This is a genomic window from Saccharopolyspora spinosa NRRL 18395 (assembly GCF_000194155.1).
GTDB lineage: Bacteria > Actinomycetota > Actinomycetes > Mycobacteriales > Pseudonocardiaceae > Saccharopolyspora > Saccharopolyspora spinosa.
In genome coordinates, this window is the sequence record NZ_GL877884.1 from 123,422 (window position 1) to 150,133 (window position 26,712).

General features: G+C 64.4%; 27 protein-coding genes, 2 tRNA genes and 1 pseudogene. 10 read left to right on the forward strand and 20 right to left on the reverse strand.

The window, feature by feature from the left end; translation table 11 throughout:
• Positions 1 to 54 precede the first annotated feature (54 nt).
• The gene (locus SSPN_RS0141040; protein WP_029536246.1) at positions 55 to 795 is read left to right on the forward strand and encodes a helix-turn-helix domain-containing protein; all 741 of its coding nucleotides are present in this window, start codon (positions 55 to 57) and stop codon (positions 793 to 795) included.
• A gap of 12 nt (positions 796 to 807) precedes the next feature.
• Positions 808 to 1,284 (forward strand): NUDIX domain-containing protein, encoded by a 477-nt coding sequence (locus SSPN_RS0141045; protein ID WP_010316450.1) that lies wholly within the window; start codon positions 808 to 810, stop codon positions 1,282 to 1,284.
• On the opposite strand, the gene SSPN_RS0141050 is transcribed toward SSPN_RS0141045, so the two are convergent.
• Positions 1,272 to 1,823, reverse strand: a complete 552-nt coding sequence (locus SSPN_RS0141050; protein WP_010316451.1) for an HD domain-containing protein — start codon at positions 1,821 to 1,823, stop codon at positions 1,272 to 1,274. The genes SSPN_RS0141045 and SSPN_RS0141050 overlap by 13 nt on opposite strands.
• Before the next feature lie 556 nt (positions 1,824 to 2,379).
• Between SSPN_RS0141050 and SSPN_RS56120 the strand changes: the two genes are divergently transcribed.
• Positions 2,380 to 2,445: transfer RNA gene (locus tag SSPN_RS56120), tRNA-Ser, on the forward strand.
• A 409-nt stretch (positions 2,446 to 2,854) separates the two neighbouring features.
• Here SSPN_RS56120 and SSPN_RS0141055 read toward each other — a convergent pair.
• The 6 genes from SSPN_RS0141055 to SSPN_RS48310 form a co-directional block, all read right to left on the reverse strand.
• The gene (locus tag SSPN_RS0141055; RefSeq protein ID WP_010316452.1) at positions 2,855 to 3,322 is read right to left on the reverse strand and encodes an Imm1 family immunity protein; all 468 of its coding nucleotides are present in this window, start codon (positions 3,320 to 3,322) and stop codon (positions 2,855 to 2,857) included.
• Positions 3,319 to 4,068 (reverse strand): DddA-like double-stranded DNA deaminase toxin, encoded by a 750-nt coding sequence (locus SSPN_RS48305; RefSeq protein WP_010316453.1) that lies wholly within the window; start codon positions 4,066 to 4,068, stop codon positions 3,319 to 3,321. The genes SSPN_RS0141055 and SSPN_RS48305 overlap by 4 nt, the downstream gene beginning before the upstream one ends.
• A 232-nt stretch (positions 4,069 to 4,300) precedes the next feature.
• Positions 4,301 to 4,450, reverse strand: a complete 150-nt coding sequence (locus SSPN_RS61245; protein WP_010316455.1) for a hypothetical protein — start codon at positions 4,448 to 4,450, stop codon at positions 4,301 to 4,303.
• A complete protein-coding gene (locus SSPN_RS61250) occupies positions 4,450 to 4,608 on the reverse strand; it encodes a flagellar basal body-associated FliL family protein (RefSeq protein WP_237710984.1) in 159 nt (52 codons plus the stop codon). Before SSPN_RS61250 ends, SSPN_RS61245 begins: the two co-directional genes overlap by 1 nt.
• Positions 4,605 to 4,814 carry a hypothetical protein gene (locus SSPN_RS0141075; RefSeq protein WP_010316457.1) on the reverse strand — a complete coding sequence of 70 codons (210 nt, stop codon included), beginning with the start codon at positions 4,812 to 4,814 and terminating at the stop codon, positions 4,605 to 4,607. The genes SSPN_RS61250 and SSPN_RS0141075 overlap by 4 nt, the downstream gene beginning before the upstream one ends.
• Complete coding sequence (locus SSPN_RS48310; protein WP_010316459.1) at positions 4,811 to 5,053, reverse strand: HC3 family zinc finger protein; 243 nt, start codon at positions 5,051 to 5,053, stop codon at positions 4,811 to 4,813. The genes SSPN_RS0141075 and SSPN_RS48310 overlap by 4 nt, the downstream gene beginning before the upstream one ends.
• A gap of 78 nt (positions 5,054 to 5,131) precedes the next feature.
• On the opposite strand from SSPN_RS48310, the gene SSPN_RS53355 reads away from it, so the two are divergent.
• The gene (locus SSPN_RS53355) at positions 5,132 to 6,331 is read left to right on the forward strand and encodes a helix-turn-helix domain-containing protein (RefSeq protein ID WP_044577424.1); all 1,200 of its coding nucleotides are present in this window, start codon (positions 5,132 to 5,134) and stop codon (positions 6,329 to 6,331) included.
• 1,188 nt (positions 6,332 to 7,519) lie between these two features.
• A complete protein-coding gene (locus SSPN_RS56130) occupies positions 7,520 to 9,643 on the forward strand; it encodes a restriction endonuclease (protein WP_143539465.1) in 2,124 nt (707 codons plus the stop codon).
• A 175-nt stretch (positions 9,644 to 9,818) separates the two neighbouring features.
• Here SSPN_RS56130 and SSPN_RS61255 read toward each other — a convergent pair whose 3' ends face one another.
• Genes SSPN_RS61255 through SSPN_RS0141105 form a run of 3 tightly spaced genes read right to left on the reverse strand, consistent with a single transcriptional unit; the run spans position 9,819 to position 11,267 of the window.
• Entirely contained in the window at positions 9,819 to 9,983 is a 165-nt protein-coding gene (locus tag SSPN_RS61255; RefSeq protein ID WP_010316466.1) for a PhnA domain-containing protein, read from the reverse strand.
• A gap of 46 nt (positions 9,984 to 10,029) precedes the next feature.
• The gene (locus SSPN_RS61260) at positions 10,030 to 10,758 is read right to left on the reverse strand and encodes a tyrosine-type recombinase/integrase (RefSeq protein WP_010316468.1); all 729 of its coding nucleotides are present in this window, start codon (positions 10,756 to 10,758) and stop codon (positions 10,030 to 10,032) included.
• The gene (locus SSPN_RS0141105; RefSeq protein WP_010316470.1) at positions 10,713 to 11,267 is read right to left on the reverse strand and encodes a site-specific integrase; all 555 of its coding nucleotides are present in this window, start codon (positions 11,265 to 11,267) and stop codon (positions 10,713 to 10,715) included. The genes SSPN_RS61260 and SSPN_RS0141105 overlap by 46 nt, the downstream gene beginning before the upstream one ends.
• Before the next feature lie 697 nt (positions 11,268 to 11,964).
• Between SSPN_RS0141105 and SSPN_RS0141110 the strand changes: the two genes are divergently transcribed.
• On the forward strand, positions 11,965 to 12,285 hold the full coding sequence (locus SSPN_RS0141110) for a hypothetical protein (protein WP_010316472.1): 321 nt from the start codon (positions 11,965 to 11,967) through the stop codon (positions 12,283 to 12,285).
• A gap of 1,502 nt (positions 12,286 to 13,787) precedes the next feature.
• A tRNA-Ser gene (locus SSPN_RS56135) sits at positions 13,788 to 13,910 on the forward strand.
• 309 nt (positions 13,911 to 14,219) lie between these two features.
• Here the strand turns inward: SSPN_RS56135 and SSPN_RS0141120 are convergent.
• From SSPN_RS0141120 to SSPN_RS0141135, 4 genes are all read right to left on the reverse strand, one after another.
• Positions 14,220 to 15,086, reverse strand: a complete 867-nt coding sequence (locus SSPN_RS0141120) for a hypothetical protein (RefSeq protein ID WP_010316475.1) — start codon at positions 15,084 to 15,086, stop codon at positions 14,220 to 14,222.
• Positions 15,087 to 15,088: 2 nt separating this feature from the next.
• On the reverse strand, positions 15,089 to 16,357 hold the full coding sequence (locus SSPN_RS0141125; RefSeq protein ID WP_010316477.1) for a class I SAM-dependent methyltransferase: 1,269 nt from the start codon (positions 16,355 to 16,357) through the stop codon (positions 15,089 to 15,091).
• A 746-nt stretch (positions 16,358 to 17,103) separates the two neighbouring features.
• Positions 17,104 to 17,319, reverse strand: a complete 216-nt coding sequence (locus SSPN_RS0141130) for a hypothetical protein (RefSeq protein WP_010316479.1) — start codon at positions 17,317 to 17,319, stop codon at positions 17,104 to 17,106.
• 876 nt (positions 17,320 to 18,195) lie between these two features.
• A complete protein-coding gene (locus SSPN_RS0141135; RefSeq protein ID WP_010316481.1) occupies positions 18,196 to 18,879 on the reverse strand; it encodes a MerR family transcriptional regulator in 684 nt (227 codons plus the stop codon).
• Between the two features lie 145 nt (positions 18,880 to 19,024).
• Here SSPN_RS0141135 and SSPN_RS0141140 point away from each other — a divergent pair, with 145 nt between their 5' ends.
• Positions 19,025 to 20,242, forward strand: a complete 1,218-nt coding sequence (locus SSPN_RS0141140) for an erythromycin esterase family protein (RefSeq protein ID WP_010316483.1) — start codon at positions 19,025 to 19,027, stop codon at positions 20,240 to 20,242.
• Between the two features lie 97 nt (positions 20,243 to 20,339).
• Here SSPN_RS0141140 and SSPN_RS61265 read toward each other — a convergent pair whose 3' ends face one another.
• Positions 20,340 to 20,564: a hypothetical protein gene (locus tag SSPN_RS61265; RefSeq protein ID WP_010316486.1), complete on the reverse strand. Its 225-nt coding sequence runs from the start codon at positions 20,562 to 20,564 to the stop codon at positions 20,340 to 20,342.
• 29 nt (positions 20,565 to 20,593) lie between these two features.
• Here SSPN_RS61265 and SSPN_RS61270 point away from each other — a divergent pair, with 29 nt between their 5' ends.
• Complete coding sequence (locus SSPN_RS61270; RefSeq protein ID WP_010316488.1) at positions 20,594 to 21,694, forward strand: sensor histidine kinase; 1,101 nt, start codon at positions 20,594 to 20,596, stop codon at positions 21,692 to 21,694.
• On the forward strand, positions 21,682 to 22,335 hold the full coding sequence (locus tag SSPN_RS61275; protein WP_010316490.1) for a response regulator transcription factor: 654 nt from the start codon (positions 21,682 to 21,684) through the stop codon (positions 22,333 to 22,335). The genes SSPN_RS61270 and SSPN_RS61275 overlap by 13 nt, the downstream gene beginning before the upstream one ends.
• 168 nt (positions 22,336 to 22,503) lie before the next feature.
• Here the strand turns inward: SSPN_RS61275 and SSPN_RS0141160 are convergent, their stop codons facing one another.
• The 5 genes and pseudogenes from SSPN_RS0141160 to SSPN_RS53375 all read right to left on the reverse strand — a co-directional run.
• The gene (locus SSPN_RS0141160) at positions 22,504 to 23,010 is read right to left on the reverse strand and encodes a methylated-DNA--[protein]-cysteine S-methyltransferase (protein WP_010316492.1); all 507 of its coding nucleotides are present in this window, start codon (positions 23,008 to 23,010) and stop codon (positions 22,504 to 22,506) included.
• A 13-nt stretch (positions 23,011 to 23,023) separates the two neighbouring features.
• On the reverse strand, positions 23,024 to 24,490 hold the full coding sequence (locus SSPN_RS0141165; protein WP_029536249.1) for a DNA-3-methyladenine glycosylase 2 family protein: 1,467 nt from the start codon (positions 24,488 to 24,490) through the stop codon (positions 23,024 to 23,026).
• A gap of 147 nt (positions 24,491 to 24,637) precedes the next feature.
• Positions 24,638 to 25,942: a tetratricopeptide repeat protein gene (locus tag SSPN_RS0141170; RefSeq protein ID WP_010316496.1), complete on the reverse strand. Its 1,305-nt coding sequence runs from the start codon at positions 25,940 to 25,942 to the stop codon at positions 24,638 to 24,640.
• Positions 25,943 to 26,317: 375 nt separating this feature from the next.
• Positions 26,318 to 26,446, reverse strand: coding sequence for a DUF397 domain-containing protein (locus tag SSPN_RS53370; RefSeq protein WP_237710987.1), 129 nt, complete (start codon positions 26,444 to 26,446; stop codon positions 26,318 to 26,320).
• A gap of 10 nt (positions 26,447 to 26,456) precedes the next feature.
• Positions 26,457 to 26,681 (reverse strand): annotated as a pseudogene (locus SSPN_RS53375) (AlkA N-terminal domain-containing protein); the annotation flags it as partial.
• Positions 26,682 to 26,712 lie beyond the last annotated feature (31 nt).

A 26,712-nucleotide genomic window follows, 5' to 3' on the forward strand; every position in this document is an offset into this window, starting at 1 on the left:
ATACGGTCCCTACAACGTCCCAAATTCGTCCTAGAAACGTCCCTGGGGGTGGGGGTGGCTAACGAACGACTACGTGCCGCGATTCGCGCTGCTGGGCTGACACTGGGAGAAGTCGCACAGCACACCGGAGTTGACGAGAAGACAGCAGAGCAATGGATCACCAGAGAGCGGGTACCGCACCGCCGGACACGCCAGAAGGTCGCGGACCTGGTCAAAACAGCAGAAGTCCAGCTCTGGCCCTCCCTGGCAAACGACCTGTACACGCGGCCGAACGAGGAAACCGAGCTGGTACACCTCTACCAGTCCCGCTCGTCCGTGCCGTACGCACTTTGGAACGAGCTGATCGCTGGCGTCCAGGAACGCATGGAAGTACTGGTATTCAGCGGACAATTCTTGGTCGAGCAGCACGACATCTTGCCGATCATTAAGCGGAAAGCCGAGGAAGGCGCAGTCTTCCGCTTCGCCGTTGGCGATGAGAAGTCCGAAGCCGTCATTCAGCGAGCCGTCGAGGAGGGAACAACTGGCGGACTCGAAGGGCGAATTCAGATGATGCGCCGCTACCTGAGTAAAGTTGCGGGATTGCCAAACGTCGAGGTACGTACGCACGGCACGATCCTTTACAACTCGCTCTATCGGTTCGATGACCAGCTACTGGTCAACGGCCACGCTTTCGGCGCGCTTGCTGGCGAAAACCCGGTCATGCATCTGCGTCGAGTCCCAGGCAGCTCGATGTGGGAGCACTACATGCGTTCGTTCGAACGGGTCTGGCAAGAGGCCACACCCGACCCAATCTGAGGGAGAGCCAAAGTGGCCCGTATCGACTACTTCAACGATCCCAACGCCCCCGCAGCAAACTCGGTAGTTCCGTCGGTCACGGCCGCAATCCGCAACAACGCTGGCGAAATCCTGCTGATCCACAAGATTGATAACGATCGTTGGGCAATCCCTGGCGGCGGGCACGACGCTGGCGAGTACATCACTGAAACGGTCGTGCGTGAGGTCAAAGAGGAAACCGGTCTCGATGTCGAGGTATTGCGGCTAACCGGCGTCTACACCAACCCGAACCACGTCATGGCCTACGACGATGGCGAAGTGCGACAACAATTCTCGCTCTGCTTCGCGTGCCGCTGGATCGGCGGCCAGCCGCGTGAAGACGGCAGCGAAACGAAAGAGGTCCGCTGGGTTTCCCCTGCGGACCTCGATCAACTGAATATCCACCCGTCGATGCGCCTTCGAATCGACCACGCCTTGGACGATTCGCGCACTGAACCCTATCTGGGCTGAGCCTCCGCAAGTCGGTTTTCGGTCCGGGAAACAGATTCAGCCAGCACGGGGCGCGCCTTAACCCAAGTTCGGTGAACAGGATCACCGGGTGCATAGCGGCTGAGGATCTCGTCGATTCGCTGGTCGTAGCTCAGCCGCTCGCCACCTGGTCCAGTCGTTAGATCGGCTGCAACGAGCGCGTCCAGCAGCACGGAATCCTCGAACGGGAACTCCGAAAGCTCTTGCGTCATACCGCGTTCGGCTGCCTCGAAGCGGGCTCCTGAATGGTGCGCGACAAGGTTCACCACCTCCGCCGGCCACTGCTGGCTCTGCAACCACCGAGCCCCGTCGAGCGGATGGAAGTGGGTGTGTCCGATCTCGGGTGAGTAGCCAATGTCGTGCAGCCACGCCGCCGCGACGAGCGTGTCTCGCCCCTGAGGTGGGACTGCTGCACTCAACTCGGTCGCTCGTGCTGCGACCGCTTGAACGTGTAGCCACCTCCGCCCGAGCGGCGCAACGAAGCGCTCGGCGGTCTCGGCTGCTCGCTGGGCTAGCTCCATGCGTGCTCACGCTACCTTTCTCGGCTGAGTCTCGACTGGCCCCCGTTCAGGGGGTGAAATAACTACCCCGCCTCGGGGGTGTCCCCTCTGTCCCCGTGTCCCCGCATCAGTCTGACCTGCGCAAACATAGTTCTAATGCGGGGACACTTCGGGACATCTGTGGGTCTGCGTTGTTGGCTGTAACAGTGGGGGGATCTTGCTGCCTGGCATCGTCTCTGCGCATGGACTCCACCGCTGCCGGTTTATCGCCTCTATGGCGATCTCAGCGGCTTCTGAGGAGCCCTCTCCTGGCGATCGGCAATGCGGGACCCCACCGGGATGCCTGGGGGCTGATCAGGCCCGTATAGGCCACCTCAACCCGCGTAGCTGGGCTTCCCTAACAGGGGGCGTACGGACCTTGCCCGCTCGTCTGCCAGCGCATGCGCGATCCCCCACTGTTACAGCAAGCACTCCGGAGCGCACTAACGCACATTCCCGGAGCGAGCTGTGCCAAATACGTGCCCAAGTCCGCCGTCTGAACGGTTCAGGGGTCACTGTTTATGCTGGTCAGTACGCCGCCAAAAGGAAACATCAAGACGCTCTCCTAAAGCGGGTGTCGCAGGTTCGAATCCTGCCGGGGGCGCTACCAGTATTAGCCTGCTGAACTGCGGCGGGACGCCAAATCGATGATCTTGGCGCCCCCTTCGGATCCCCCCGAAGGGAGCAAAACCACCGCTCGGGTTCCGCCTCGGCCAGTACGCGCACGGCCTCGGCGATCACATCGGAACTCAGCTCGGTCGTGGACGTTTCCGGGCCAACGATGATGTCGGGCACCTGCGTCCAACGGGCATCCGCCAGATGCGCGTACCGCATGGTCGTAGTCCACGACTTGTGACCCATGCCACGCAACGATTCGAAGTCACTGACATAATCAGCCGTTAAGAGAAATGGGGTCGCGCGTGGTGACCCCACACCGACGCGTGGATGAGAAACCGCCCCCGCATCCTTCCGGTTCGCCGGTCGGGTGCGGGGGCGCGTTCGTCGTCGCCCGGTCAGTACCACTCGCCGGGCTGCCACTGCACGCACATCGGCCGCGCCCCGGTGCGGCAATATTCGGCAACCGCCTCGCGCACCTTCTCCAGTGGGAGTGACGCCGAGGCCGGGAACCACAGGTCGCCCTCGGGGTCGAACAGCAGTGCCGGGGTGTCCTCGGTGAAGTCCGGGTTGAGCGAGTCGACCAAGGCGCCGTCCGGAGATCCGGGGTGCATGTAGTTAAGCGCTGCCCAGCCCGAAGCCGGGTTGCTGGTGACGCGCAGTCGCCCGGTGCCGGGGAACGCGGGGCCATCCTCTTCGCGGAACGACCGGCACGGCCGGTCCCACACGTACACCTCGCAGACCGGCTCCGGTGGCTGCTCCACGATCACGCGCGTCAGCTCTGTGATCTCGTCGGCAGTGCGGGCATATCGAAAGATGTGGTGAAAAACCGCCGTGACCACGGTCTGCGTCTGCTCGATCGTCATGGTCTCGCCTCTCCATGCAGCTCGATGGGCTTCGTTGCACCCGGTTCCCACACCACCAGGACCGACCCGCGGGGCAGGATCGCGCGAACTGCGGCACCGCATCCACGTTCCATGTCGCATATCGCCCGATTGAGTACGACAATGCCGTAGGTCTGCCCGATGTCCCGCATTCGCTGCGCGTACTTAGCTTCGACGTGAGTGAACACCGCTGGCGCACCGCGGCTGTCGATTGGCACGAACACCTCCGAGTTGTGCAGCGTTAACCGCACTCGTTCGGAAATGTCCGAGTCCCGGCCGCTGGTGATGCGGAACTCGGTTCCATCGCGGTCGTACACCACTCCGGTGGTCTGCCCGCCGGTGAATTCAGGCAAACGCCTCCGTATCTGCTCGACCCATCGTCCGTCGTGAGCTGCGTCAGCGGGGATACGGCCCACAGTCGAGGGGTGCGCAGCGCTGGGCGGTGTAGCGTCGACGGCTTGCTGCACGTCGAGAGCTCGGCGGTAGGTGGTGATCAGCTCAATTACGCGGTGAGCCGCCTGGTAGGCGTGGATCAATTCGTCGCTGGTCGGCTCCACTACGGCGAGGACTTCCAGCGCTTCCGGGTCGGCGGTGCCTTCCAGCGCGAAGTCCAGGATTTCACCGGCTTCGTCGCAGGCGTCCTGCGCGGTGGTGAGAAGGCAAAGGGCGGCGGTGATCCGTTCAATCACCTGCGCCAGTGTCTGATCGAGATCACCGACCGCCGACACGCCTCCCCCTCTTGAAGTTCGCCGCGCCGGATAGCGTGGCAGGTCCCCCGGCGTGGTGGGGCCGGTTGCGGCGCAGTGCCGCGCGTCGAGCCCGACCAGCCACAACGCCGTGAGCGGGTGACTGCCGCGCCGGGGAGTTTGGAATCGGCAGGGATGCACCAAGGGGCGATACACCCCCGCCGAACGGTCCGGTGCCGGTCGGGGGGCAGGGATTCACGACACCGAACCGGGTCTACAGGCTTTGCAGGGCGGCAAGCAGCCGCCGCAGCATTCCCGGATGCCGCGCCATCGCTTCCCGGTCATCGACCGGCAAACCAGACTCGACCAGTGGCAGGTGCCGGGTTTCCTCGACAGCGAGCGCATCGGCCAGATCGCCACACATTAGGGGCTGCCCAGGGTTTGGTTGACACCTGATGTGTGAGGCTTCGGTCTCGCTTCCTCGCCGCTACCGGCGTGCTGGGCCGGGGCGTAGTAGAACGTCGCCCACACCGCGAGCCCACCGACCCCGAGCAGGCAAACTGCGACCAAAGCGGCGATCATCGCATTGCCTCCGATAGGTCGATCACAAGCGGTTCCGGCGACGTTCCTTCACCGCGCAGTGCAGCGGCCACCGTCGCGAGCTGGTCGCCGAGTCGCCGGATTTCGGCGTCACTCCACCGGCCGCGCTCGACGTCGTCGGCGGCGTAGCCGAGCATCAACACCGTTGCGCGGATCATGCGCCCGACGTGGGCGAGCTCGGCACTCATCGCGCACTCACCGCCGGCGGCATCGGGACCTCGGCGAGGCACGTTCGCCCCGCGTTGCAGTCCGGGCACGTATCCCACAACCACGCCAACTCGGAGTTGTCCGCGGCCACCTCGGAGCCGCACAGCACCGTGATCGTCTCGCCTTCCGGCCAGCCACCGGCGGGCCTTTGGTCGGCGATCGCGTGCCGCGCCCCTTCAGCCGGTACCCAGTGAAACGGATAAGGTCGGTAGGGCGTCAAATCTGATCACCTCCTGTAACTGAACCGACACTACGAGCTGCTTGCATGCTGGAGGGACAACGAAGGGACAATGCCCGCATGGACGTGGATGCGGGAGCTGGAGCCCGAATCGCAGGGCTCCGCAAGTTGGCCGGTTGGACGCAGCATCAACTAGCAGCGCGCGCGTTCGTCTCCACAAGCCTGGTCAAAAAGGTCGAACAGGGACGAACTCCACCAAGTCCCGCTTTCGTCGCGTCCTGCGCTGCAGCCTTAGGTGTCGAAGTTCGCGAGCTCTATGGCGTACAAGTCGCGGATAAGATTTCCGAATTTCACAGCGAGACAGCCGGCATCTCAGAGTTGCGTGAGGCACTTCAGGCGTTCGACGATCCGCAACCGGCTGAGCCTGGACTGAGCGCGAGTGCTCTGCGCAGACAACTTGATCGTGCGGAAACCTTCCGCACAGGCCAGAAGTACGCCGACCTGGCCATGCTTCTACCGCAGGTGCTACATCATCTGTTCGTGCTGGTCGCGGATAGCTCTCCGACTACACGGGAAGGCGAGTTAGCTCGCGGCTTGCTGCACGACGCCTACCGTCTCGCCGCCACGGTGGGCGGAAGATTCGGCCACCCCGACATCGCTGCGGCAGCATCAGAACGACACGTGATGCTCGCTGGCGCTACCGGTGATCCTTTGCGAGTAGCCGTATCGGACTGGCACCGGTCTACACATTTCTTGCAGAACGGGAACTATGCAGCGGGTTTGCGCCTGCTGGATCGTTCGCTACAGCGAGTCGCAGATCAGCCACAGCAAAGCGACGCACTAGGAATCGCCGCGCAACTGCACTTGCGGGCCGCTGTCATGTCGGCTCGCAACGGCGATGGAGAACGGGCCGACGATCACATCCAGGAAGCGCGGGCACTGATCTCGCAGGGGGCGGCCGCATCGCCGTACTACAACACTGATGCCAGCGAGCTGAACGCGGTCATCCACTGGTGCGCCGTGCCCGTCGAGCGTTACGACGGTACCGAAGCCGTGAACCGCGCCAGCCGCGTAAAAGTCTTCGATCCGGCACGTCCAGAACGGGTTGGCCATCACCACATCGACCAAGCGCGCGCCTGGATGCTGCACGGAAACCGGGATCGCGCACTCGACGAACTCAACCTTGCCCGCAGAATCTCCCCCCACCACACCCGTACACACCCATCCGTACGCGAAACCGTGCGCGCACTCGCCGCAGCCGACCGCCGAGCCACCGACTCACTCGCGGTATTCGTACGATGGGCCGGTATCCAGATGTGACTGACCCGCACAGTGAAGCGCCCGTCCGGTATTCCTGCTACCGGGCGGGCCCTTTCGTTTACCTGATGCGTCTCATGAGGCACGCCCCAACCGCTGGCTGGTGTGTGCCTCTGGCGCGGCGACCACGGGACGTCGATTACCGGTTCCCAAGCCGTGGCACGTGAGCCGGTCCGGCACCAGCGATTCCGCGACCAACATCGGTGCGCGCGAACTGCCGCGCCGCAGCCTGCCACATCTCGTACCCCCTTGTGGCTGACGCGCTCGATGCCGAACCGCGGCGGCCTGCTCCGGAGTGCATGGCCGCCAGGCGAGCAGCCAGCGCCAGCCGTCCGACCGGCGCATGCGCCATCCGACGTGTTGGCCGCAGTGAATCAAGAAACTTCGCGAGCAGAACTCACATGGCGAAGACCTGGACGGGCTTCACAACCGGGCGCACGAATAGTGGTGCAACTCGTCCCGCGTGACGCCCATGCCCCGAGGCTCCCGGCCAAGCCCCACCAGGCCCCAGCCCACGTGTGTTTAAACTTTCTCTACTTCATCAAGGGCGGCCCCTGCGGGGCCGCCTGCCTGCTGTATGCGAGCCATGACAAGGCCGCCGACCTTCCTGCATGCAAGCCCGGTCAAGCCGTCGATGGCCGGCCGGGCGCGAGCGGAAAGGTCGGCGGCCTCGTCATGACGCGAGCGGAAGGCAGGCGGCCCCGCAGAAGCCGCCGAGACGGAGATCTGAACCGCGGACGTCCTGACTCAATTGGGTGCCTGGGCGAGCCGTCGAAGGAAGGTGCTGGGCGCGTTGCCGAGCTGGTCGCCTTACCGCTCCAGTGAGCACCATTCAGCCCGGAATTTGAGGTGGTCACCTGCTTGTGGTGCCGCTATCCAATCCGAACAAGCGTGACCCAGCCGATGGCCATTATGCCGAGCCCACCAAGCTCGCCAGCCATCATCCACCACAGACCAGAATTATCCTGACCCACCGGCCATTGCCATCTGATGAAATTGCCGATAGCCAGGCCTACCGATGACGAGTCCGCCGACCGGACAGCCGGAGCGGAATTCGACCACGTTCCGCCGCCGAGACCCATGAACCGCGAGCCGTTAAGCGATTGACAAGCAAGCCTGGGCGCCCACATGCCTTTGAAAATTGATTCAACCAGCCACATGACTGAATGAATTCTACCGTACACTCCATCCATGACGACGTCCGACAGTTCGACAAAAACCCCGCAATCGCTGGCCGACCAACGGGCGTTGTGGCGCAAGCAGGCAGCCTCCTTACCCCCATTGGGCGGCGGCAAAGGCGTCTGGGTACCGCTCACCCTCGAACTCGTGGAGCAGATCGGGGCCGGCAAGGCCATCGACATGACCACCCGCCCCGAGCTGTCCCCCACGATCTTCGCTACAGCACCACGCCAGGGCGGCGCTACACCGCTCACCCATACCCTCACCTGGCTTGAGTACAGCAAATTCGTCAGGGGCACCGGACTTGCACACATGGAGCACGAAGAGCTGAGGCTCACACCCAGCGGTCAGGCCGTTCGCTCAAACCCCACCGCTGGACAGCTCGCCTCAGTCATGACGAAACGTTTCCGCTTGTTCACGGAAACCCTGTCGCTCATTGCCGAAAAGGCTTCGACAGTCGAAGAAGTGGACGACTACCTCCGAGACCGATATGAAATGACGTGGAAGAGCCTTGGCGGAGCTCGGCGTCGAATGGACTGGCTCGAAGTCCTGAGCCTCATCGAAGGTTGCGGAAATCGTCGCTGGAGGATCACGGAAGCCGGAGAGTCACTCCTCGCGCAAAGCACCATCGTTACCCCGCAGGCCATCTCAATTCACCTCGCTCCCGCCAATCCGATTACCGAGGCACCCGACGAAATCAAAGTCCTCCTTGATCAGCTATCCACATCCGAGCGCTCTCAAGATTCCCGCAGCACCTACAACATCTGGGTACCAAGCCCAGCTTCAAACCCAAACAAGGTAGCGAATCTCAGGACTATCGTGAACGCAGCCATAGATCCTATCACGCGGGAAGAACTTCTACGATTTATCGCAGAATCATTCGGCCTCCGACGCAGCAGCGTCGATTCCATGATGCCCTTCCTCCGAGCCTCGGGCCTGTTGCATGAGATCGGCCTTGGCATCTACCAGGCCACCGCCCCTGCTCGCGCCTGGGTCACCTCTGAAGACGACGTCAATTTCATTCGGATCCTGCATGCGAACATGAGGTTCGTAGGCGAAATGATCCGAACCGTCGAGGCAGGCGTCACTCGCTCTGAAATGTATTGCCAAGCCGCCAAGTACGGACTTAACGTCGACAAATCACGATGGATAGCTTCATTCCTCGAAGACACCGCTCTTATTGAGCAGCCGCGTTACGGCAGTCTTCGGGCCACTGCCGCGGGGCTCACCCTTGTCGCCGAATTGCCACTTGCCGAAACACCCACCTCCCTCGAGCAACCACAAGTTCCCCCAGCTGAACCGAAGGGAACGAACCAAAAAGAACACCCTTCTCTCAAAGAGGAACTTACAACGCGCTCGCGATCCCCACAGGCTCTCGGCCAAGGATCGGGGAAGGCGTTCGAAAACTCGGTATGCGATGCATTCAGAGCACTGGGATTCAGTGCCGATACCGTCAGCGGAGCAGGCGACACCGACGTCGTTGTTCGATGGCACGACGAGACAGAAAACGAAGTCGTTGCGATCGTGGAAGCAAAGTCGCGTTCGAACGGTCACGTCACGCATACAGACATCAGCGATATTGCACTCGAAAGCCACAAGTTCCGACACAAAGCACACTTCGCCGCCTTGGTCGGTCCGGCATTCCACGGGGACACCATCAAGAACATGGCCGTGAAGCGGGAGTGGGCCCTCGTGGACGCGGCGCGGCTTGGCGACATCGTCGAGGTAGCCGCCGAGCTGGGACTCGGCCCGAAAGAGACCGGAATCCTGTTCAAGGTCCCGAACGGTCTCGACGAGCTTGACCGCGTCATCGAACGACGACGTCGAGAGCTATCCGTGCTCTCATTTGTGATCGCCCAACTCGCCGAGGAAGCCGCGGACACCGGCGACGCAATCACCGCCCGCGACATCTCACGAGACGGGCGGAGAACAGAGCTCACACCAACAGCCGACGAAGTGCTGGCGGCATTCTCCTCACTGTCGCAAGTCGAAGTCGGCGCACTTCGCATGGTTGAGCAGCAAGAAGACCCAAAATTCTCAACGTACGCACTCGGCGACGTCAGGTCGGCAGCGATGAGGTTGCGGGCATTGGCCAACGCCATCGAGATTTCACTGCCGACCTCTCGCCAAGCCTGATCCGCGTTCTCAACATTGCGGATTGCTTCAGCGCGCGGGACCGAACTCCACAAGCACGATGCCGCTCCGGTCATATGACCGGAGCGGCATCGTGCATCGAATCGGGCGCACCAGGCGGAATATGGAGCGACCGTGTTCCGTCGCCCAACCATGGAATCCCGGCACGGAAAAGCGCTCAGCCGACCTTCTTGACTACGCTCGACTTGAGCTGCATACGACCGAAGCCCGGCACGGTCGCATCGATGTCGTGGTCGCCCACGCCATCGTCGATGAGGCGGATGCCCTTGACCTTGGTGCCCGATTTGATGGTGCCGCCGCCGGAATCGGGTCTTCCCCACACCGTGGTGGACTCGAAAGCGGGTACGTTTGGATGACTGAAACAAACCTTACCCCCAGGAATCAACCGGAAACGGCCGTAGCTCGCGCTGTGTAACCAGCGTTCGCAATCGAAATCCGTTGAGCTCACAAGGGAAATCCGGCACTGTCCGGAAAGGACCGTAAGGAAGATCTCCTAAAGCGGGGGTCGCAGGTTCGAATCCTGCCGGGGGCGCTACCAGTATTAGCCCGCTGAACTGCGACGGGACGCCAGATCGATGATCTTGGCGCTCCCTTCGGATCCCCCCGAAGGGAGCAAAATCGAGGGCTGCGGCGACCGCCGCCCACCGCTCGGGTTCCGCCTCGGCCAGTGCCCGTACCGCCGCGGCGATGGCATCGAAACTCAGCCCATCCGAAATCGGTTCCGGGCCGCCGATGATGTCGCGCACCTGTGCCCAACGGGCATCCGCCAGGTGCGCGTACCGCATGGTCGTCGTCCACGACTTGTGACCCGACAACGCCGACACCGTCTCGATGCCGGCACCATCCTGGATCGGCCACGACGCGTAGGTGTGCCGCTTGTCGTGCGGCGTGACACCCACCAGCCCCGCGCGCTCCGCGACCGGGTCCCAGTGTCGACGGCGCACGTTCCCGTAGTTCAGCGGCGTTCCGGCCTCGGACGCCAGCAACAGCGCCCCGGTGCAACGTCCCCCGCCACGGTGCCGGGCCCGGCACCGCTTCCGCGGATTCCGCTTCACGTACTCGTCGAGCCTGCCGCCGAGCCGCTTCGTGAACGGCACTCCCCGGCGGCGACGCCCCTTCGGATAGGCTTGATCTCGCTGCTGTGCTTGTCCCAGACCTCCTGAACCTGGATCACGAGTCGCTTCGTATCGACGCGCTCACGGTGCAGTCCAACGAGTTCGCCCCATCGCATGCCGGTCTCGGTGCCGATGTCGATCAGCAGATCGAGCAGTTCGCCGTCCTCTGCCGCGACTTCGCGAAACCGTGCCACCTCGGCGCGCGTCATGAAGTACTCGTCGTCGGCGGTGACCGTCTCCAACTTGATCCCGGCGCTTGGCGAGACCGCGAGCAGTCGCTCATCGACCGCACCCCGGCGCGTGGTGCCAAACGTGGTGACGATCTTGTTGATAGTTCGGGGTGCGAGGAGCTTTGGTTCTTCTCCCTTCTTTGTGCCCTTGGCCTGCGTTTTTCGGAGCAGCTTCACCCACGACTTGATCGCGTCCGGCTCGATTTCACCGAGCGGTACCGCACCCCTGTGGGGTCGGGTGTGCTGCTCGATGCAGGACACCGCACGAGCCCGGGTCGACGGTTCTGCCGTCCAGTCGCCTAACCACTGGTCGACCCAGTTACCCAGGGCATCCGCGCGCCATCCAGGTTGATCGCGCCTGGTCTGCGCTGCCTGTTCTCAGCATCGTGTGCCTCGCGTTTGGCCTCTGCGGGGTGGCTGAACGTCCCTTGACATAACGAATGGTTCCATCGCGATTCGCGGTACGCGCCGCGGTAGCGCCCGTTCGGCCGTTTCTCTGACCATGCCATGCAAACACCTCCTTTTCTGTTGCAAGAAAAGAAAAAGCGCGCCTGCGTGGGCGCGCTGCGATTGTGTGTTGACATACTCGGTGGCGCCCTTGTCGAGTAGTTCGCGAAGCTTGATCGCTTGGTCCGTCGTGAGTTCGATCGGTTCGACCCCGGCGGCCCCCTCAAGGATCAGCGTCACGAGGTGTTCTCGGCGGGGTGATCGGTGAAGTTCGTTGCAGACCTGGATCGACCAATGCGGATTGCGCGTGCTTGCGTACCCGATCTGCCGGACCTGTGCACCGCCCGATTCGCTGTCCTCGCTCACTTGCCTCTGCCCCATTCCATCGCGGACTCCTAATGCGCTATGCGCATTGGAGAATGCGAACAGGCGTTCGAGCACTACATAGCCATTGTTAATCCCGGTACCTAAAAAGGGAAAGGGGCTAAATGCTGTGTCGTGAAGCGTCCTCGTGCGGGACCTGCTGCGGTGTGGCGAAGCCCAGGCGTTGGCCATGCCAGACGGGACCAGCGTGATCCGCCGCCCGCCGATCGCCCGCTACCGCGACGGCCGCGCGCTGGTCGACCGGGCGAGCCTCGCCCGGCTCACCGGACGCTCGGTGCACACCATCCGCCGCGCCTGCCCCATCGCCGACCGTGACCGCAGCACCGGCCGCCCGCTCTACGACACCCAGCAGTGCAACACGATCCTCAACTCCATACCCACGCGAAAAAGTGGCAGTCATCGCCATTTGACAGCCTCTGCCACTTCTGCTGAGATCACCTTCCAGTAGCACGAAGTGTGCCCGCAGCCAAGCGGATGGACAATTAGCCGGACCATTCGTCGCCACGGGTCGGATCAGTCCCCGCCAGTCGAATCATGAACATCCGCCCGTCAGTGTCCACATAACAGACATAGAGCGTGTACAGCCCAACCGCAGGTGTGTGGCAACTGGCCCACTCGATAGCTTCGTGCACGTCACACCCAGTCAGCTCGTACACGCTGTTGGACCATCCGATCCTGGCTGGGTTAACACCTGCCGGGACGGGCGGTTGCGACCAAAGAAAGACCCGGAACACGGCACCGTCTTGTTCACCGGAAGCGTCGCGTTCATCGACTGGTCTTACCTGCATGGTCACAACCGCCACCCTAGCCAGGACTACGCGAATACGCGAGGAGTCGTGGCCTGCCCAATGTTAGAGCTACCGCCTGGCTCTACGATCTCACCGCCACTGGACCCCTGCGCCCACTGATTGCCCGGCACTGTCGGCGCTCCAGCCGCCGGCGTGTAATAGGTAACCGGATTCGCACTACCAATAACTACACGCTGAGTCAGATCCGAGGTCGCAATAGGCAATGCAGGGCCACCCGGAGGCGGACCGCCAGGCCCACTTCCGTAGCCAAACACCGACAGCGCCCCTTTCACTCTAACATCAACGGCCGGGACATCCCCGCGACAATACACACGAGTCTTGTAAATAACCCCGCCGGTACCGTTGGAAAAGTGCGGGCGATCCGCGAACATATCGCACGAAACTACCCCATTCGTGCCAGTCTTGATCGTTTTCTCCTGCAACTTTCCATCCGGGCCGTAGGCGCGAAGCACATACCGCCCGCTCTCATCGTTCGGCGGTGCCGGAGTGGGCGCAGCCTGCGCGATACCCGGCACTACCAGAGCAAGCGCAGCCGCCAGCATCATCGCTGCATTTCTGATTAGCAATTCGATCCCCATCATCAGATATCAGTACAGATTGTCGGCGGACAACTGAATCCACCAACATCCACAACCGAACGCTAACACAGTCGAAACTACAAACAACGACGCCAACGGCAGGATTAAGCCAATCTCCCCCGAATAGATCAGCGTCAATAGAGAGAAACGCCAGGAATAGCTAGCGGTAATTACTTATGTACCCCGCACCAATTACTAAACCGGACCGGGCTCGTGTGCGCGAGCTGCACGGGCGGGGCAAGACCCGCAACGACATCGCGAAAACCTTGGGGCGCTCGCGCTCGACCGGGTCCAGGCTCGCCTGTGTGCTCGGTCTGTCCTTCGGACACTCGGCGGCAAACGGGTGAACGCATGCGAGCCGCACCACCGACCAGATGCTCCGCAGCTGGGTGCACGACGCTGACCGCCACCGGCCAATGCGACCAGCACAAGCGCAAACCCTGGCAAGGACGAACGTCCCGGCATTCCTGTCCTGATACGACCTTTGTGTCCACTGTGGTCACAAATGGGAGCAAAATGGGAGCAGTGGCAGCTAGACGACGCTATGAGCTACTAACCGACACGCCCCCATAAACAACCTCCTACCTGCCTATATGCCAATCCGGCTATTCGGAGCTAAGTCTCGCTACACCCCCGAAACCGCTCTCCTGAAGCGGGTGTCGCAGGTTCGAATCCTGCCGGGGGCGCTACCAGCATTAGCACGCTGACCTGCGGCGGGACGCCAGATCGATGATCTTTGCGCTCCCATCGGCCCCCGGGGCTCGGTCTATCGTGATCAGGTAAAGGCTCGCCAGGCTGGCGGACCTTGGATGATGTGGCGATCAACGCGGTGATGTCTACCCGGCCTGACCATCTAGACCCGACGCCGAGTCGTTGTCGCTTCCGGTTTAGCCCTCCGTCCCCCGACATTGGGCCACGCGAAGTCACGATCTCCTAGCTATTAGCTAGAGCAGAAACAGGCGAGAGGGGTCCGGCTGAGCACGGGAATACCGCTCTCAGGCAAAGGTGTTCAAGAAGTCCACTGCATCCGTAGACGACCCAAACGTTGCTTGGATGACATCGTCATTCGTGTACGCGATCCGAATCTCGAAACGAATAAACGGGGCAGCTTCCACGCCGCAGGAGTACGACTGCACGGCCTGAATCGCATCGCCTACCGAGGCGCATTGGCTGCTGTTGCCGTGCAACGGAGTGACGCCGACGTAGTCGATTGTCCTCACAACCCTGCGCTCCAGTTCATCGACAAAGTCACGAAGCTCTTCGTTATGGGCAATGCGCAATTCGACAGCTAGCTGTCGTTTCTCAGCGTCGTTCTTGTTGGCATACACATCACATTGCTCCTGCCAGAAGTCGTCCGGCGTACCCTCGCCCAACCCCTCGATATCGATACCGGCATCGCGGAAGACTTTGGCTGTCGTAGGGAAATGCAGATGCAGCACCACGAAGCCACTCGACCGCATCTGCTTCAAGGACGGGGCAGTCCACTGACCAGCGACAACGGCGGCAGGAGTCGGTTTGACGTTGTTCCATTTTGCCAGCACCGGAAGCACAGCGCCCTGAATCTCCTGAGCCTTCGCCTTCGAGTGCTTGGTGTATCGTCGCCAGGCCGCTTCGATAAAGGCAGCCGGATTGCCAGCCTTTCCAGCGTCTCCCCCGCGTTCCAGCACGAAGTCAAGGTCGTGGCTATTTCCAAAGTCGTCAGTCCACGTCACAAGAGATCCCCTGCGAACCTCTGGCCGAGGGCCCTTGCTGTCGAGGTACAGGTCGTGGCGATCGGCCAAGCCCTGGAGGACTGGCGCTAGCGCTTCCTCCATGATGTTGCCAATGATCTGGCCAAGGAGATGCCCCGGTGCGGTCGCCATGCTCAGCCCTCAATCCAGAGTCGACCCTCGTGGAGGGGGTGATTGTGTTTCCGGTTCTTCCACTTCGTGTTGCGGTCGCGCACCTTCTCGAACCGCCATTCCTTGAATCCAGCCGCGAGAGCGAGCTCTCCAAGCCAGCGCTCCACCGGCACGTGAACGCCGTACGGAGCCGAGTCGCCGACGACATAGCAGACCTTCACTCCAGGTGAGCTAGCTCGACGCAGAGCGTGCCAGATCTGTGCGGAGTCCAAGAAGTAGCCAGCGACCATCAGGTCGTACGCCTTGTTTCCCGCCTTGCTGCGCTTGATACTCGAAAGCTCGCCGAAGACCGCCAGAAGCTCCTCGCGAATCGACTCGATAAGCGGCGATTCAAGTGCCTCGGCGGCATCCCAGCCACCCATGTGCTGGGTCGCGGACTTCATCAGTTTCTTGCGTAGCTGCTTCAGGTCGCCCCAGCCGGTAATCTCGCCGAGGAACGACTGCTCCAGTCGAGTGGCGTCGGCGTAGTCAAAGTTGTTCGCATACGGCGGTGACGTAAGGATCAAGTCCGCCCAACCATCAGGCACGCCATCGAGTGTCCGGGCGTCGGCCTCCACGATCTTCCCCTCAGGGGCCGACCTTCTCGAGCGCATTGCCCACATGTCCTGGGCGAATACTTCAACGCGTGCCTCGAAGGCCGTTAGTGGCTCCGCAACCCGACTCTTTGTCTTGTTGGGCAGCACGTACTGCCACTGTGCAGTCCCGGCAGGAGAACAGGCTCGGATGATGCTGACGAAGGCCAGCCACAGCAGTTCGTCGTACTCATCGCCAACGCGCAGTCGCTCAACGGCGTCACGTATGCGCAGAAGATTGAGCAAAGTCTTTCGGTCGGGGAAACACTTCGCGATCAGCGGTGCGGGCGGTGCGACCACTGGCCGCTCTTTCTCAGCTTCAAGGCGTATGTCATTGGCACGCTTGACCAGGATATCCGGGTCAGCTCGCCAAGCGAGCTTCGCCTTGGCGATGCGCGTCACGAAGGGATGCACGTCAAGGCCGATGCCAGCGACGCCGATCTCCTCCGACGCAATGACTGTCGTCCCTGATCCACCGAAGGGATCAAGGACGTGCTTCGCGCCGGACTCCTCGATCACCGAGCCTGCCCATTGCGCTGAAAAGCCAGCGCTGTACCGGAACCAACGGTGCACCGGCAACCGCATGTTGTCCGCGAACGTCGTGGTGTTGGAGCCGGGGCCGGCCGAGGGAACGTCAATCGGCAGAAGCGGCTGACTCACGTCGACCTCCCATCGACGGGTCAAACTTGTGCCCGCCTTCCGTCAACCCCTGCAACGTACAGGAGCGCGCAGACAGCCTAGAACGCCCGCTCTTACGCGTCGTAAGGCACGGAAGGTCCCCTCGCCCGTGCGAGGTCACAGGGCATGTTGGCAACCAACGGCAAACGTTGATGCGCAGGGAGCATCGCCTCAGAATCCGTGAATTTAAGCTCGGAGGTGCCTGTGGCTAGGACTGCGCAGCCTGCCGCGTTGAAGTTGCTCCACGGACGCGGGAACGGCACGGAACCGGGTGGCCGGAAAGTCGCCACCGGCCCAGCGTTCCGGCGGATCGCCCCCAGCCTCCCGAGTGGCTGACCCCCGAAGCCACCGCCGAGTGGGAACGGGTCGTGCCGGGTTGCGCGCACTCGCCGCAGCCGACCGCCGAGCCACCGACTCACTCGCGGTATTCGTACGATGGGCCGGTATCCAGATGTGACTGACCCGCACAGTGCAGCGCCCGTCCGGTATTCCTGGTACTGGGCGGGCGCTTTCGTTTACCTGATGCGTGTTGGGGTGCTTGGCCGCCAGGTGAGCAGCCAGCGCCAGCCGTCCGACCGGCGCATGAGCCATTCGACGTGTTGGCCGCCCGACATTGGGCCACGCGAAGTCACGATCTCCTAGGCTCTATCCGCTTCAGGGGTGGCCTCGTCTACGTGAACCCAACCCTCTTCACCGGGTGCGGGGCGCATTCGTTGTTTCTGGGTGAGTTACGCCGGCGGGACAAGCCCTGGCAGGTAGCCCTTGCCGTCGCATTGCGGGCAGGTGCGCCATTCGGCCATCGTCATGCCGGTCTGCATGTCCTCTGTGGCCTGCACGACGTAGATCCGCGGCTCGCTGATCTTCCGCATCCCACCACAGGTGAAGCACAGTGCGTTCGGACCGCCAGCACGCATCTTCTCGTCATCGTCGTTGTTGTCCACCATGCCCCTACCTCATCATGCGGGTGGCCCGAAGCCGCGTTGGCGACCCGGTGTTTCGCGGCAGTGCCGGCATCTCGATCGCGCCATCACCGTGTCCACTTCACCCGTGGCCATTGACAAGATCGCGCGCGGCAGTGTCACGTATCCGCTGCCATCACAGCCGCGGCAGCGCGACGTCGTCTCGCTGGGGTCGCTCATCGCTACCTCCTATGCCGGCGGGCTTTCCAGCTGACCGGAGCCGTCGCGCGGGTTGCAATCCTGCTCGACCACTTCGTCTCCGTCGCCCTTGCGGAGGGACTGACGGCGAACCGGCACCGTCCCGTTCCCTCCGCAGGTTGGGCCGTGTACAACATCGTAACCACCCTTCCACCGTCGGTAATGATTCGTCGAGGAATCCAGGTCCACATGGGCAGGCACCGGCCTCTATTTTGTTTCCACTGCCGTTGCATGATCCGCACGTCGCGTTGTTCGCAACCCACTTTCCGGGCTCGACCTCGTGCGATTCCGGAATCCACCCGCGCCCGAAACACATGTCACAGCGGCGCTCGGCCCAACTCAAACCGTCAACCTTTCTTCATTCGGCGGTGGAATCCGCCCCCGGTGCTGGTATGCGTTCACGGCACCGGGCCGAGCTCGGTGGATGGCCGGACGGCGTCGGGGGCTTTCCACCGCCCGACCATCCAGGTGTGGCCCGCTGACAACTCCAGCTCATGACCGGGCTCGCGTACGGACACCGCCGTCTCGCGGCCGGTCTCGCGGCCGAGGTCGGGCGCGCGTACGGACTCACGGCCGGTCTCGCGACCGGGCTCGGGCTCGGGCTCGGGCTCGGGCTCGCCGAGCTTTGGGGCGCTCGCTTGGCAACACGGACCCCTGCCCTCACTACGTCGCCAGCTGCACCTGCTGCGTCTGATCGAGCATGGTGAGGTAGCTATCGAGTTGGGCCGCGCCGGCGAGAAGGTTGCGGCTGCGCGTGGTCAGCCGGTCCTGCCAGGAGCCGAGGAAGGCGCTCAGCGCGTCCGCCCCACCCGCCTCACGCAGCGACTCGATGAACTGCGCGACCTGGTGCAGCAGGTAGCCGCCCCGGCGCAGCTGCCGGGCGATCTCGGCGTCGCGTACGCAGTCCGGTCCGTATTCGCGGTAACCCGTTGCCCGGTCGCGTTCGGGGCGGAGGATGCCCTGGGTCTCCCAGGTGCGCAGCGTCGCCGGGTGCAGGCCGAGTCGGCGCGCGAGTTCGCCCACGGTCAGCGGTCGACCGTTGACAGGGGCGGGCGTCGTGGTGGACAGGCTGCCCAGGGCCGTCGCTACCTCAGTGCGGGTATCGCGTTCGGCGAGCAGCGCGACGTGTGCGGCGTCGATGAGTCGGTAGGCGGACTCGGTGTCGCCCCGGTTGGTCGCGCGCATGATCTCCATTGCCTGCTGGTGCCCGTGGCCACGGCGCAACGCGAGGAAGGCGCGCAGGGCCTGCGCGTGCAGGAGCGTGTAGCGCCGGTAACCGGTCTTGCTGCGCTCGGTCGGTGGGAGGATGCCCGCGTCGTCGTAGTTTCGGATCGCCTGTGCGGACAACCCGTGTTCCCGGCAAGGTCGATGGGTCGCAGCTTGCACCTCCGATTGAGGCTTCAATCTATCGAACCTTGGTAGACGTCGCTGAAGTTTCAATGGATTCTTCAACGATACGGTCGAGGGCAGTTCCTTCCGAAAAGGAGTGTTCATGTCCACTGCCGCAGCACTGCGTGGAATCGGCCGCCAACTCGACGACCCGGCAAGCCTGGGCCGTGCCCTCGACGAGCTGCTCGCCGCGCGGCCCGAGCCGCCGGCCCTGCTCGCCCTCGGCGAGCCCACACACGGGATCGAGGCGTTCCCGTTGCTGCGCAACGAACTCCTCGGCCACCTCGTCGAACGGGGATACCGGTCGATCGTGCTGGAGACCGATGTCTTTGCCGCGTCCGTTGTCGACGACTACGTGGCCGGGGAAACGGCGGAGATCGGTACGGTGCTCGCGACCGGGTTCAGCCACGGGTTCGGCGCCGTGCCGGGCAACCGCGAACTCGTCGAATGGCTCCGTGAGCACAATGCCGGCCGCGCGCCGCAGGATCGGGTTCGCTTCCACGGCTTCGACGCGCCGTTGGAATTTTCCAGTGCGCCGAGTCCGCGACGCGCACTGTCCTCGGTCAACGACTACCTGCCCGCGGCGCTGCGGCCCGAGTCAGTTCGCGACCTCGACGCGCTGCTCGGCGAGGACGCGGACTGGACGAACGAGGCGGCCATGTTCGACCCGGCAGCGTCCGTCGGCGACTCCGATCGCGCTCGCGCCCTGCGCATCGTCGCGGACGACCTCGCCAGTACGCTGCGCCGCGCGGCACCTGGCCTGCGCCCCGCCGACCCGACCGGCTACGACCACACCGTCGCGCACGCGCGCACCGCTCAGGGCCTGCTGCGCTATCACGCGGCCATGTCCAGCCCCGCACCCGACCGCATTGCGACCTTGCTCAGCCTGCGCACCGAGATGATGGCCGAGAACCTGCTCGCGATCGTTGCGCAGGAGCAGCGACGCGGGCCGTGCCTGGTGTTCGCGCACAACGCGCACCTGCAGCGCGCGCGGTCCGGAATGCCGGTCGGCGAGGACGACGTGAACTGGGAGAGCGCTGGCGCGCTCGTCGGGCTCACCCTCGGCGAGCGCTACGTGTTCCTGGCAACCGACGCCAGCCCCGACAGCGATCCGGGCACCCTACAGCGCGTGTTGGCCGAGGCGACTACCCGACGCGCACTGTTCCCAGCACAGGCCCTGCGTGCCGCGCTTCCCCCGTCGATCGGCACGGGCAAACCGATCGTGCCCGGCCACATACCGCTCAACCCAGCAGACTTGGACGGCGCCGACGCGGTCATCTTCGTCGCCGACACCGACGGAAAACGGCATCAGTACTGGTAGCCGCTCTCGGCGGAAGCAACGGGTAGTGCCGTGCCCACGAACGTTCACGGTGTCGGCTGCCACGCCACGGGCCGTGCCGGGCACACGGCGTTGCATGCTAGAAGTCGAGCGCAGCATGTGTGCCCGCGGTGTTCCGCCGCTCGAAGTCGAGCAGGTGCTGCTTTCGGACCAGCCCGGCCGCAACCGGTGAGGTTGGCGGTCGATCCGACGAGTTCCGGACCTTCTCCGGCTGCGCCAACGCGTGTCCCGGTAGCTGACAGCTGACGGCCGTGCCCGCATCGACTGCGGTCTGCGCCGAGTTCGACTTTAGTCTGATGCCCAAGCTCCGCAGGTGGCTCTACCCTTTGCCGCGTGCGAAAACCCATCGCGCCCGTCATTGGTGTCGCGCCGCTGGTCGCGTCGCTGGTCTACGGCGAGATCCAGGCGGGCACCGGGGCGGGCGGGTTGATCCTGGACATCTCCGTCGGAGCACTCGCATTCGTGCTGGTGGCGGCCTTGTTCCGCTGGCCCGTCCCCATCGCGGTCGTGTTGGCCGCGCTGGCGGCGGTGTCCGCGACCGCCACGCCACCGGCCACGCTGGCGACGCTGGTGGTGGCCAAGGAACGTCGCATCGCCGTCGCCTGCCAGGTGGCGACGGCCGGGATCATCGGGCACGCGATCCGCGGCCTGTGGCGACCGCTGCCCGGACTCCCCCTCGGCTGGTGGCTGGTGCTGGACGTGGTCGCGCACGCCGGGCTGCTCGGCTGGGGCTTGCTGATCAGGGCGAGGCAGGAATTGATCGACTCGCTGCGGGAACGGGCCCGGCGGGCGGAAGCCGAGCAGGGCAGGCGCGTCGCGGAGGCACGAGCGGCCGAACGCACCGCGCTGGCAAGGGAAATGCACGACGTGCTCGCCCACCGGCTGTCTCTGGTCGCCACCTACGCGGGGGCGCTCGAATACCGCCAGGACATCGATCCGCCACGACTCGCGCAGGCTGCCGGGGTCATCCGCGAGGGTGTCCACCAGGCGCTGGACGAACTCCGCGAGGTGATCAGCGTGCTCCGCGAGGACACCGAAGAACCAGCCCGGCTCGGCCTCCCCGACCTGGCCGCGCTGGTGGCGGAGACCCGGAGAACCGGCACCCGGATCGACTTCCAGGACCACACGTCGGGTGCGGGGTCGCTGCCCCTGTCGACGGGCCGCACCGGTTACCGGATCGTGCAGGAAGGCCTGACGAACGCGCGCAAGCACGCGGCGGGACAACCGGTTCGGGTTACGGTGGCGGGCGCGCCGGGCGAGGGGCTGCGCATCGACATCCGCAACCCTGTCGGCGCGACGACAACGGTTCCCGGCACCGGCACCGGACTCGTCGGCCTCACCGAGCGGGTGCGCCTGACCGGAGGTCAGCTGGACCACGAATTGACTTCTTCCGGCGAATTCCGGCTGCACGCCTCGCTACCGTGGCCGGTGTGATTCGAGTCCTGATCGTTGACGACGACGCGCTCGTGCGCGCCGGGCTGACCATGATGCTCGACGGCGCGGGCGGCATCGCGGTGGTCGGCGAGGCCGGTGACGGCGACGCGGCGCTGACCGCAGCCAACGCGCACGCACCCGAAGTCGTCCTGATGGACATCCGGATGCCGAAGGTCGGCGGCATTGCCGCGACCCGGATGCTGCGCGAACGACGGGACCCGCCCGAGGTCATCGTGCTGACGACGTTCGACACCGACGAGAACATCGTGCACGCGCTGCGGGCCGGTGCGGCCGGTTTCCTGCTCAAGGACACCCCGCCGCCGGAGATCGTGGACGCGATCCGCAAGGTCGCGGAGGGCCACCCGATCCTGTCCCCGCGGATCACCCGCAAGCTGATGGACAAGGTCACCACCGATTCCGACCGCTGCGAACGGGCCCGAGCCCGCCTCACCAAGCTGAGCGACCGCGAGTACGAGGTCGCCCTGGCGATCGCCCGCGGCAGCACAAACGCCGAAATAGCGGCAGCCCTGTACATGAGCGTGGCCACGGTGAAGGCTCACGTCTCCCACGTCCTGACGAAGCTGGACCTCGGCAACAGAACCCAGATAGCCCTCCTGGCCCACGACGCCGACCTGGCCTGACGGAGAACACCGAGAAGGCCTTGAACGCACGGACCGTGAGTCTTTGGTTATAGCTACCAATAGACTCACGGCCCGCTACCAGCAAAATCGTCTTACCTGTCACTACTTCAGATGCGGCGATTTCGCCCGAAATCGCCGCCCCGCCCTGGCGCCGCTGCCGAACGGGCGCTAGAAGTCGAGCGCTGCCTGCGTGGCCGCGGTGTCTCGCCGCTCGAAGTCGAGCAGGTGCTGCTTCCGGTCCAGCCCGCCGCCGTAACCGGTGAGGTTGCCGGTGGATCCGACGACGCGGTGGCAGGGCACGATGATGCCGATCGGGTTCTTGCCGTTGGCGAGCCCGACGGCCCGCGAGGCACTGGGCTTTCCGATCCGCTCGGCCAGCTCTCCGTAGGAAATCGTTTCGCCGTAGGGGATTTCGCACAACTCCGCCCAGACCGTGCGCTGGAACGGGGTGCCGATCAAATTAATCGGCAGGTCGAACTCGTTGCGCTGCCCCGAGAAGTACTCCTGAAGCTGCTCGATCATCGGCCCGAAGGGCGCGGTGTCCGGCTCGCCGAAGTTCTCCTCTGGCGGTCGGTGCCGCTGGCGCTCCATGTAGAGACCGGTCAGGGCGCCGTCGACGGCGACGAGCGTCAGCGGGCCGACGGGGCTGTCGATGACGGTGTTCACCGGGTGCACTGGAATCCTCTCCTCAGGCGGGTAGCCGGTTGATCGCGTGGTCGCCGGTCGCCCACAGGTACTGCACGGCGTACGCGCGCCAGGGACGCCATGCAGCGGCGTGACCGGTCAGTGCCGCAGGCGTCGAGGGCAGGCCCAGGTTACTTGCGGCGTAACGGATTCCCAGATCGGTGGGCACGAACGCATCAGGGTCGCCGAGAGCGCGCATGGCGACGGTCTCGACGGTCCACGGGCCGAATCCGGGCAGCTCCGCGAGCTGAGCACGAGCCCGATGCCAGTCGCTGCCGACACTGAGGTCGATACAACCACCCGCCAAGGCATCGACCAGTGTGGTGATGGTCTTGCGGCGGGCCTTCGGGAAGGCGAGCGCGTCCGGATCCAGCGACGCCAAGGCGCTCGTGTCCGGGAACAGGTGGGTCAGCCCGCCGGCCGGATCGGCGACCGGCTCGCCATGTGCGGTCACGAGCCGCGCGGCATGCGTGCGGGCGGCCGCGGTGGAAACCTGCTGCCCGAGCACTGCACGCAGCGCGAACTCCTCGGCGTCGACGGTGCGAGGCACGCGCCGGCCCGGCTCCTTGCCGACCAGCGGCGTGAGCACCGGGTCGGTGCGCAACAGGTCGTCGACGGCGATCGGATCGGCGTCGAGGTCGAGGAGCCAGCGGCAGCGGGTGATCGCAGCTGACAGGTCCCGAAGATCGGTCAGGGTCAACCGGCAGTCGATGTACTCGGGCTGCGGCCGGAGCGCGACGATGCCGTGGCCGTGGGGAAGGCGCAAGGTCCGCCGATAAGCCCCGTCCCGCCACTCCTCAACCCCGGGCACGGCGGTGGCGGCGAGGTGTCCGAAGAGGTTGTCCGGGCACAGCGGAGCCCGGAACGGCAACCGCAGCGCCAATGACCCCGCAGCAACGGGCTGCTGTCGCGAAGCGCGCGCCCGCAGCTCGGTGGGCGCGAGCCCGAAGATCTCGCGCACGGTGTCGTTGAACGTCCGCACGCTGGCAAACCCAGCGGCGAAAGCGACATCGCTCATGGGCACGGTCGCGGTCTCGATCAGCAGTCTCGCGGTCTGCGCACGCTGCGCCCTGGCCAGGGCAAGCGGCCCGGCCCCAAGCTCGGCCAACAACTGCCGCTGGATCTGCCGCACGCTGTACCCCAACCGAGAGGCAAGCCCGGGAACACCGTCCCGATCAACGACCCCGTCGGCGATCAGCCGCATGGCCCGCCCAACGAGGTCGGCCCGCTCGTTCCACTGCGGAGACCCGGGACTGGCATCGGGCCGACACCGCTTGCAAGCCCGAAACCCAGCCTGCTGAGCAGCGGCGGCGCTCGGGTAGAACCGCATGTTCTCCACCTTGGGAGGAACAACGGGGCAACTAGGCCGGCAGTAGATCCCGGTGCTGATGACGGCGGTGAAGAACCACCCGTCGAACCGAGCGTCCTTGGACTGAACGGCCCGCACACACCGAGCCACATCCTCGTGCATGCCACCCAGCATCGCCGCTGGACAGGCCCGGCGCTAGCGAAAAAACGACATCAACGTGCCTGCCCAGCCCGCCTCGCAGCGACCCGGCCGACCATCCGCGCTTCGGCGCATTTGCCCAGTTCAGGGCCCATGACCAGCCAGGCCGCGTCACAAGCCGTGGTCAGCGAGGATTGCCATCAAGGCCCGCTTGCGCCGATGGGCTCCCTTCAGACCCCGGACATCGGCCTGAAACGCCGCGTCAGCTCCGCTGCGGGAATGCAGGCCTCGCAGGGTCGTCAACAGCTGGGCGGCGCGTGTGTAACCGTTCCGGTTGCCCACCGCGATGGCGGTGTCCACGAGCGGCCGGTAGATGGCGATGACATCGGCTGGGTGGGTTGTGGCCCGGCGATCCGCAACGGCCAGCCGAGTCGGCTCGTCGCAGCGATACCGCTGCACAATCTCCCAGGCCGCGTCGATTTCGTCTTCCTCCACCAAGATCCGTGCCAGAGTCCCTGCCGCGAACGCCTCTCCGCGCTCGGTTCGCTCGCGCAAGATCCGGTGTGCCTGTTCCCGCAGTGGCGGCCACTTCCCGATCCGTTCGGCAGCCTTGCGCCATTGCCGATAGGTTCCCTCGTTCGGTGAGGCGGTGAATCTCGTCTCCAGGAGTTCCACAGCATCGGCGTCGCGCCCAACAGCTTGATAAAGCTCGACGAGCCGTTCCACGAGCTCGCTCGCACGTCCGTCCCGCGAATCCACGGACCGCAAACCACGCTGCAACCAGTCGATCGCCTCGTCGACCCGATCTGCCTCGTGCAGGACAACGGCGATTCGCACGTAAGCATGAGGATAGGACAATTCCTCGGCAAGAACCTCCACCAGCTCGTCGGTGTCCCCCACTTCCCGGACCAGTTCCTCGCGCAGCCGACGCACCCGCCACAGGTCAGGCTGTCGATCCCGGGCCTCGTCCAGGCTGGCCTTGTACGCCGCGAGCCCCGTTTCACCGAGCAGGTCGACGATCTCACCGAGGCTCACCTGGCTCACCTCAGTGTTGAGCCGGAGGTAGGCCAGCCACTGACCCAACTCGGCGGGGTCAGGCGGCGCGACCTGGCAAGTTTCCAGGTAGAGCCCCCAAGCTGCATCAACGGCGTCGTTCACCATGTCTGCGGCGCCCTCGCACACACTCGCCGCGGCGCCGACGTGAGTGACCACCGCACGCAGCATTTGCTGCGCAGAAGCCACGTGATCCGGCAACAACCGGTGAAGCGCGTCGAGCACACTGTTGGCGCGGCTGACGTAGTCGTCCTCGTCGTCAAAGTCGAGCCAATCGACCTGTAGCAGGCTCACCTGGTCCTGCAAGACCGAAACATCGGGCTGCGCCGACGCGGTCGCTGCCTGCAACCGCAACCGCTGATACAGCACGGGATCGTCCTGCGCCTGCTGCCAGATCAGCTCAACGAGTTCGAGCCGATCCATCGTCTCCAGGAAGGTCCGAACGTCGGAACGCGGCGCAGGCTTGGCCTCTCGTGGTGCGGCAGAAAGAATCCGCAACCCGACGGCGACGCAGTGCTTGCAGAAGGCCCCCTCGCGTCCATAGGGACAGCTGCAGTCCCCACCCAGCCTGCCGTCAAAGTCGCGCAACCGAACTCGATAGCTATCGGTCCCGGCCACGCTCGCCACGACACCGTCGGGTAACTGGGCGATGCTGCCCACGGCGTCCCGGTAACCCAATCCCCGATCAAAAGACCGCTCCCCGGCAAGCCGCCGCAAGTCACTTTCGGTAAACCACGCCATGCCCCACAACTACAGCACCCCGAACACACCCCCAGGCGGGGGGCTGTTCGTTGCGCGTCAGCGACTCCAAGCAGAGCCCATTATTGCCGAGACGAACGCCGACCACTGCGATGGCCCGAACACCAGCACGGCCCCACCACGATCCTTCGAGTCCCTGACACCGACGAACTCCGCGCCCCTCGCCACGTCGACGCAGTTCGAGGCCGAGAAGCCAACGGCAGCGGGTGATCGCGGTCGACAGGTCCCGAAGATCGGTCAGAGTCAGCCGACAGTAGATGTACTCGGGCTGCGGCCGGAGCGCGACGACGCCGTGCCGGTGCGGCAGGCGCAAGGTCCGCTGATAAGCCCCGTCCCGCCACTCCTCAACGCCGGGAACGGCAGTGGCAGCGAGGTGCCCGAAGAGGTTGTCCGGGCACAACGGAGCCTAGTGTCCTGCGCCAGAAATTCGTGAG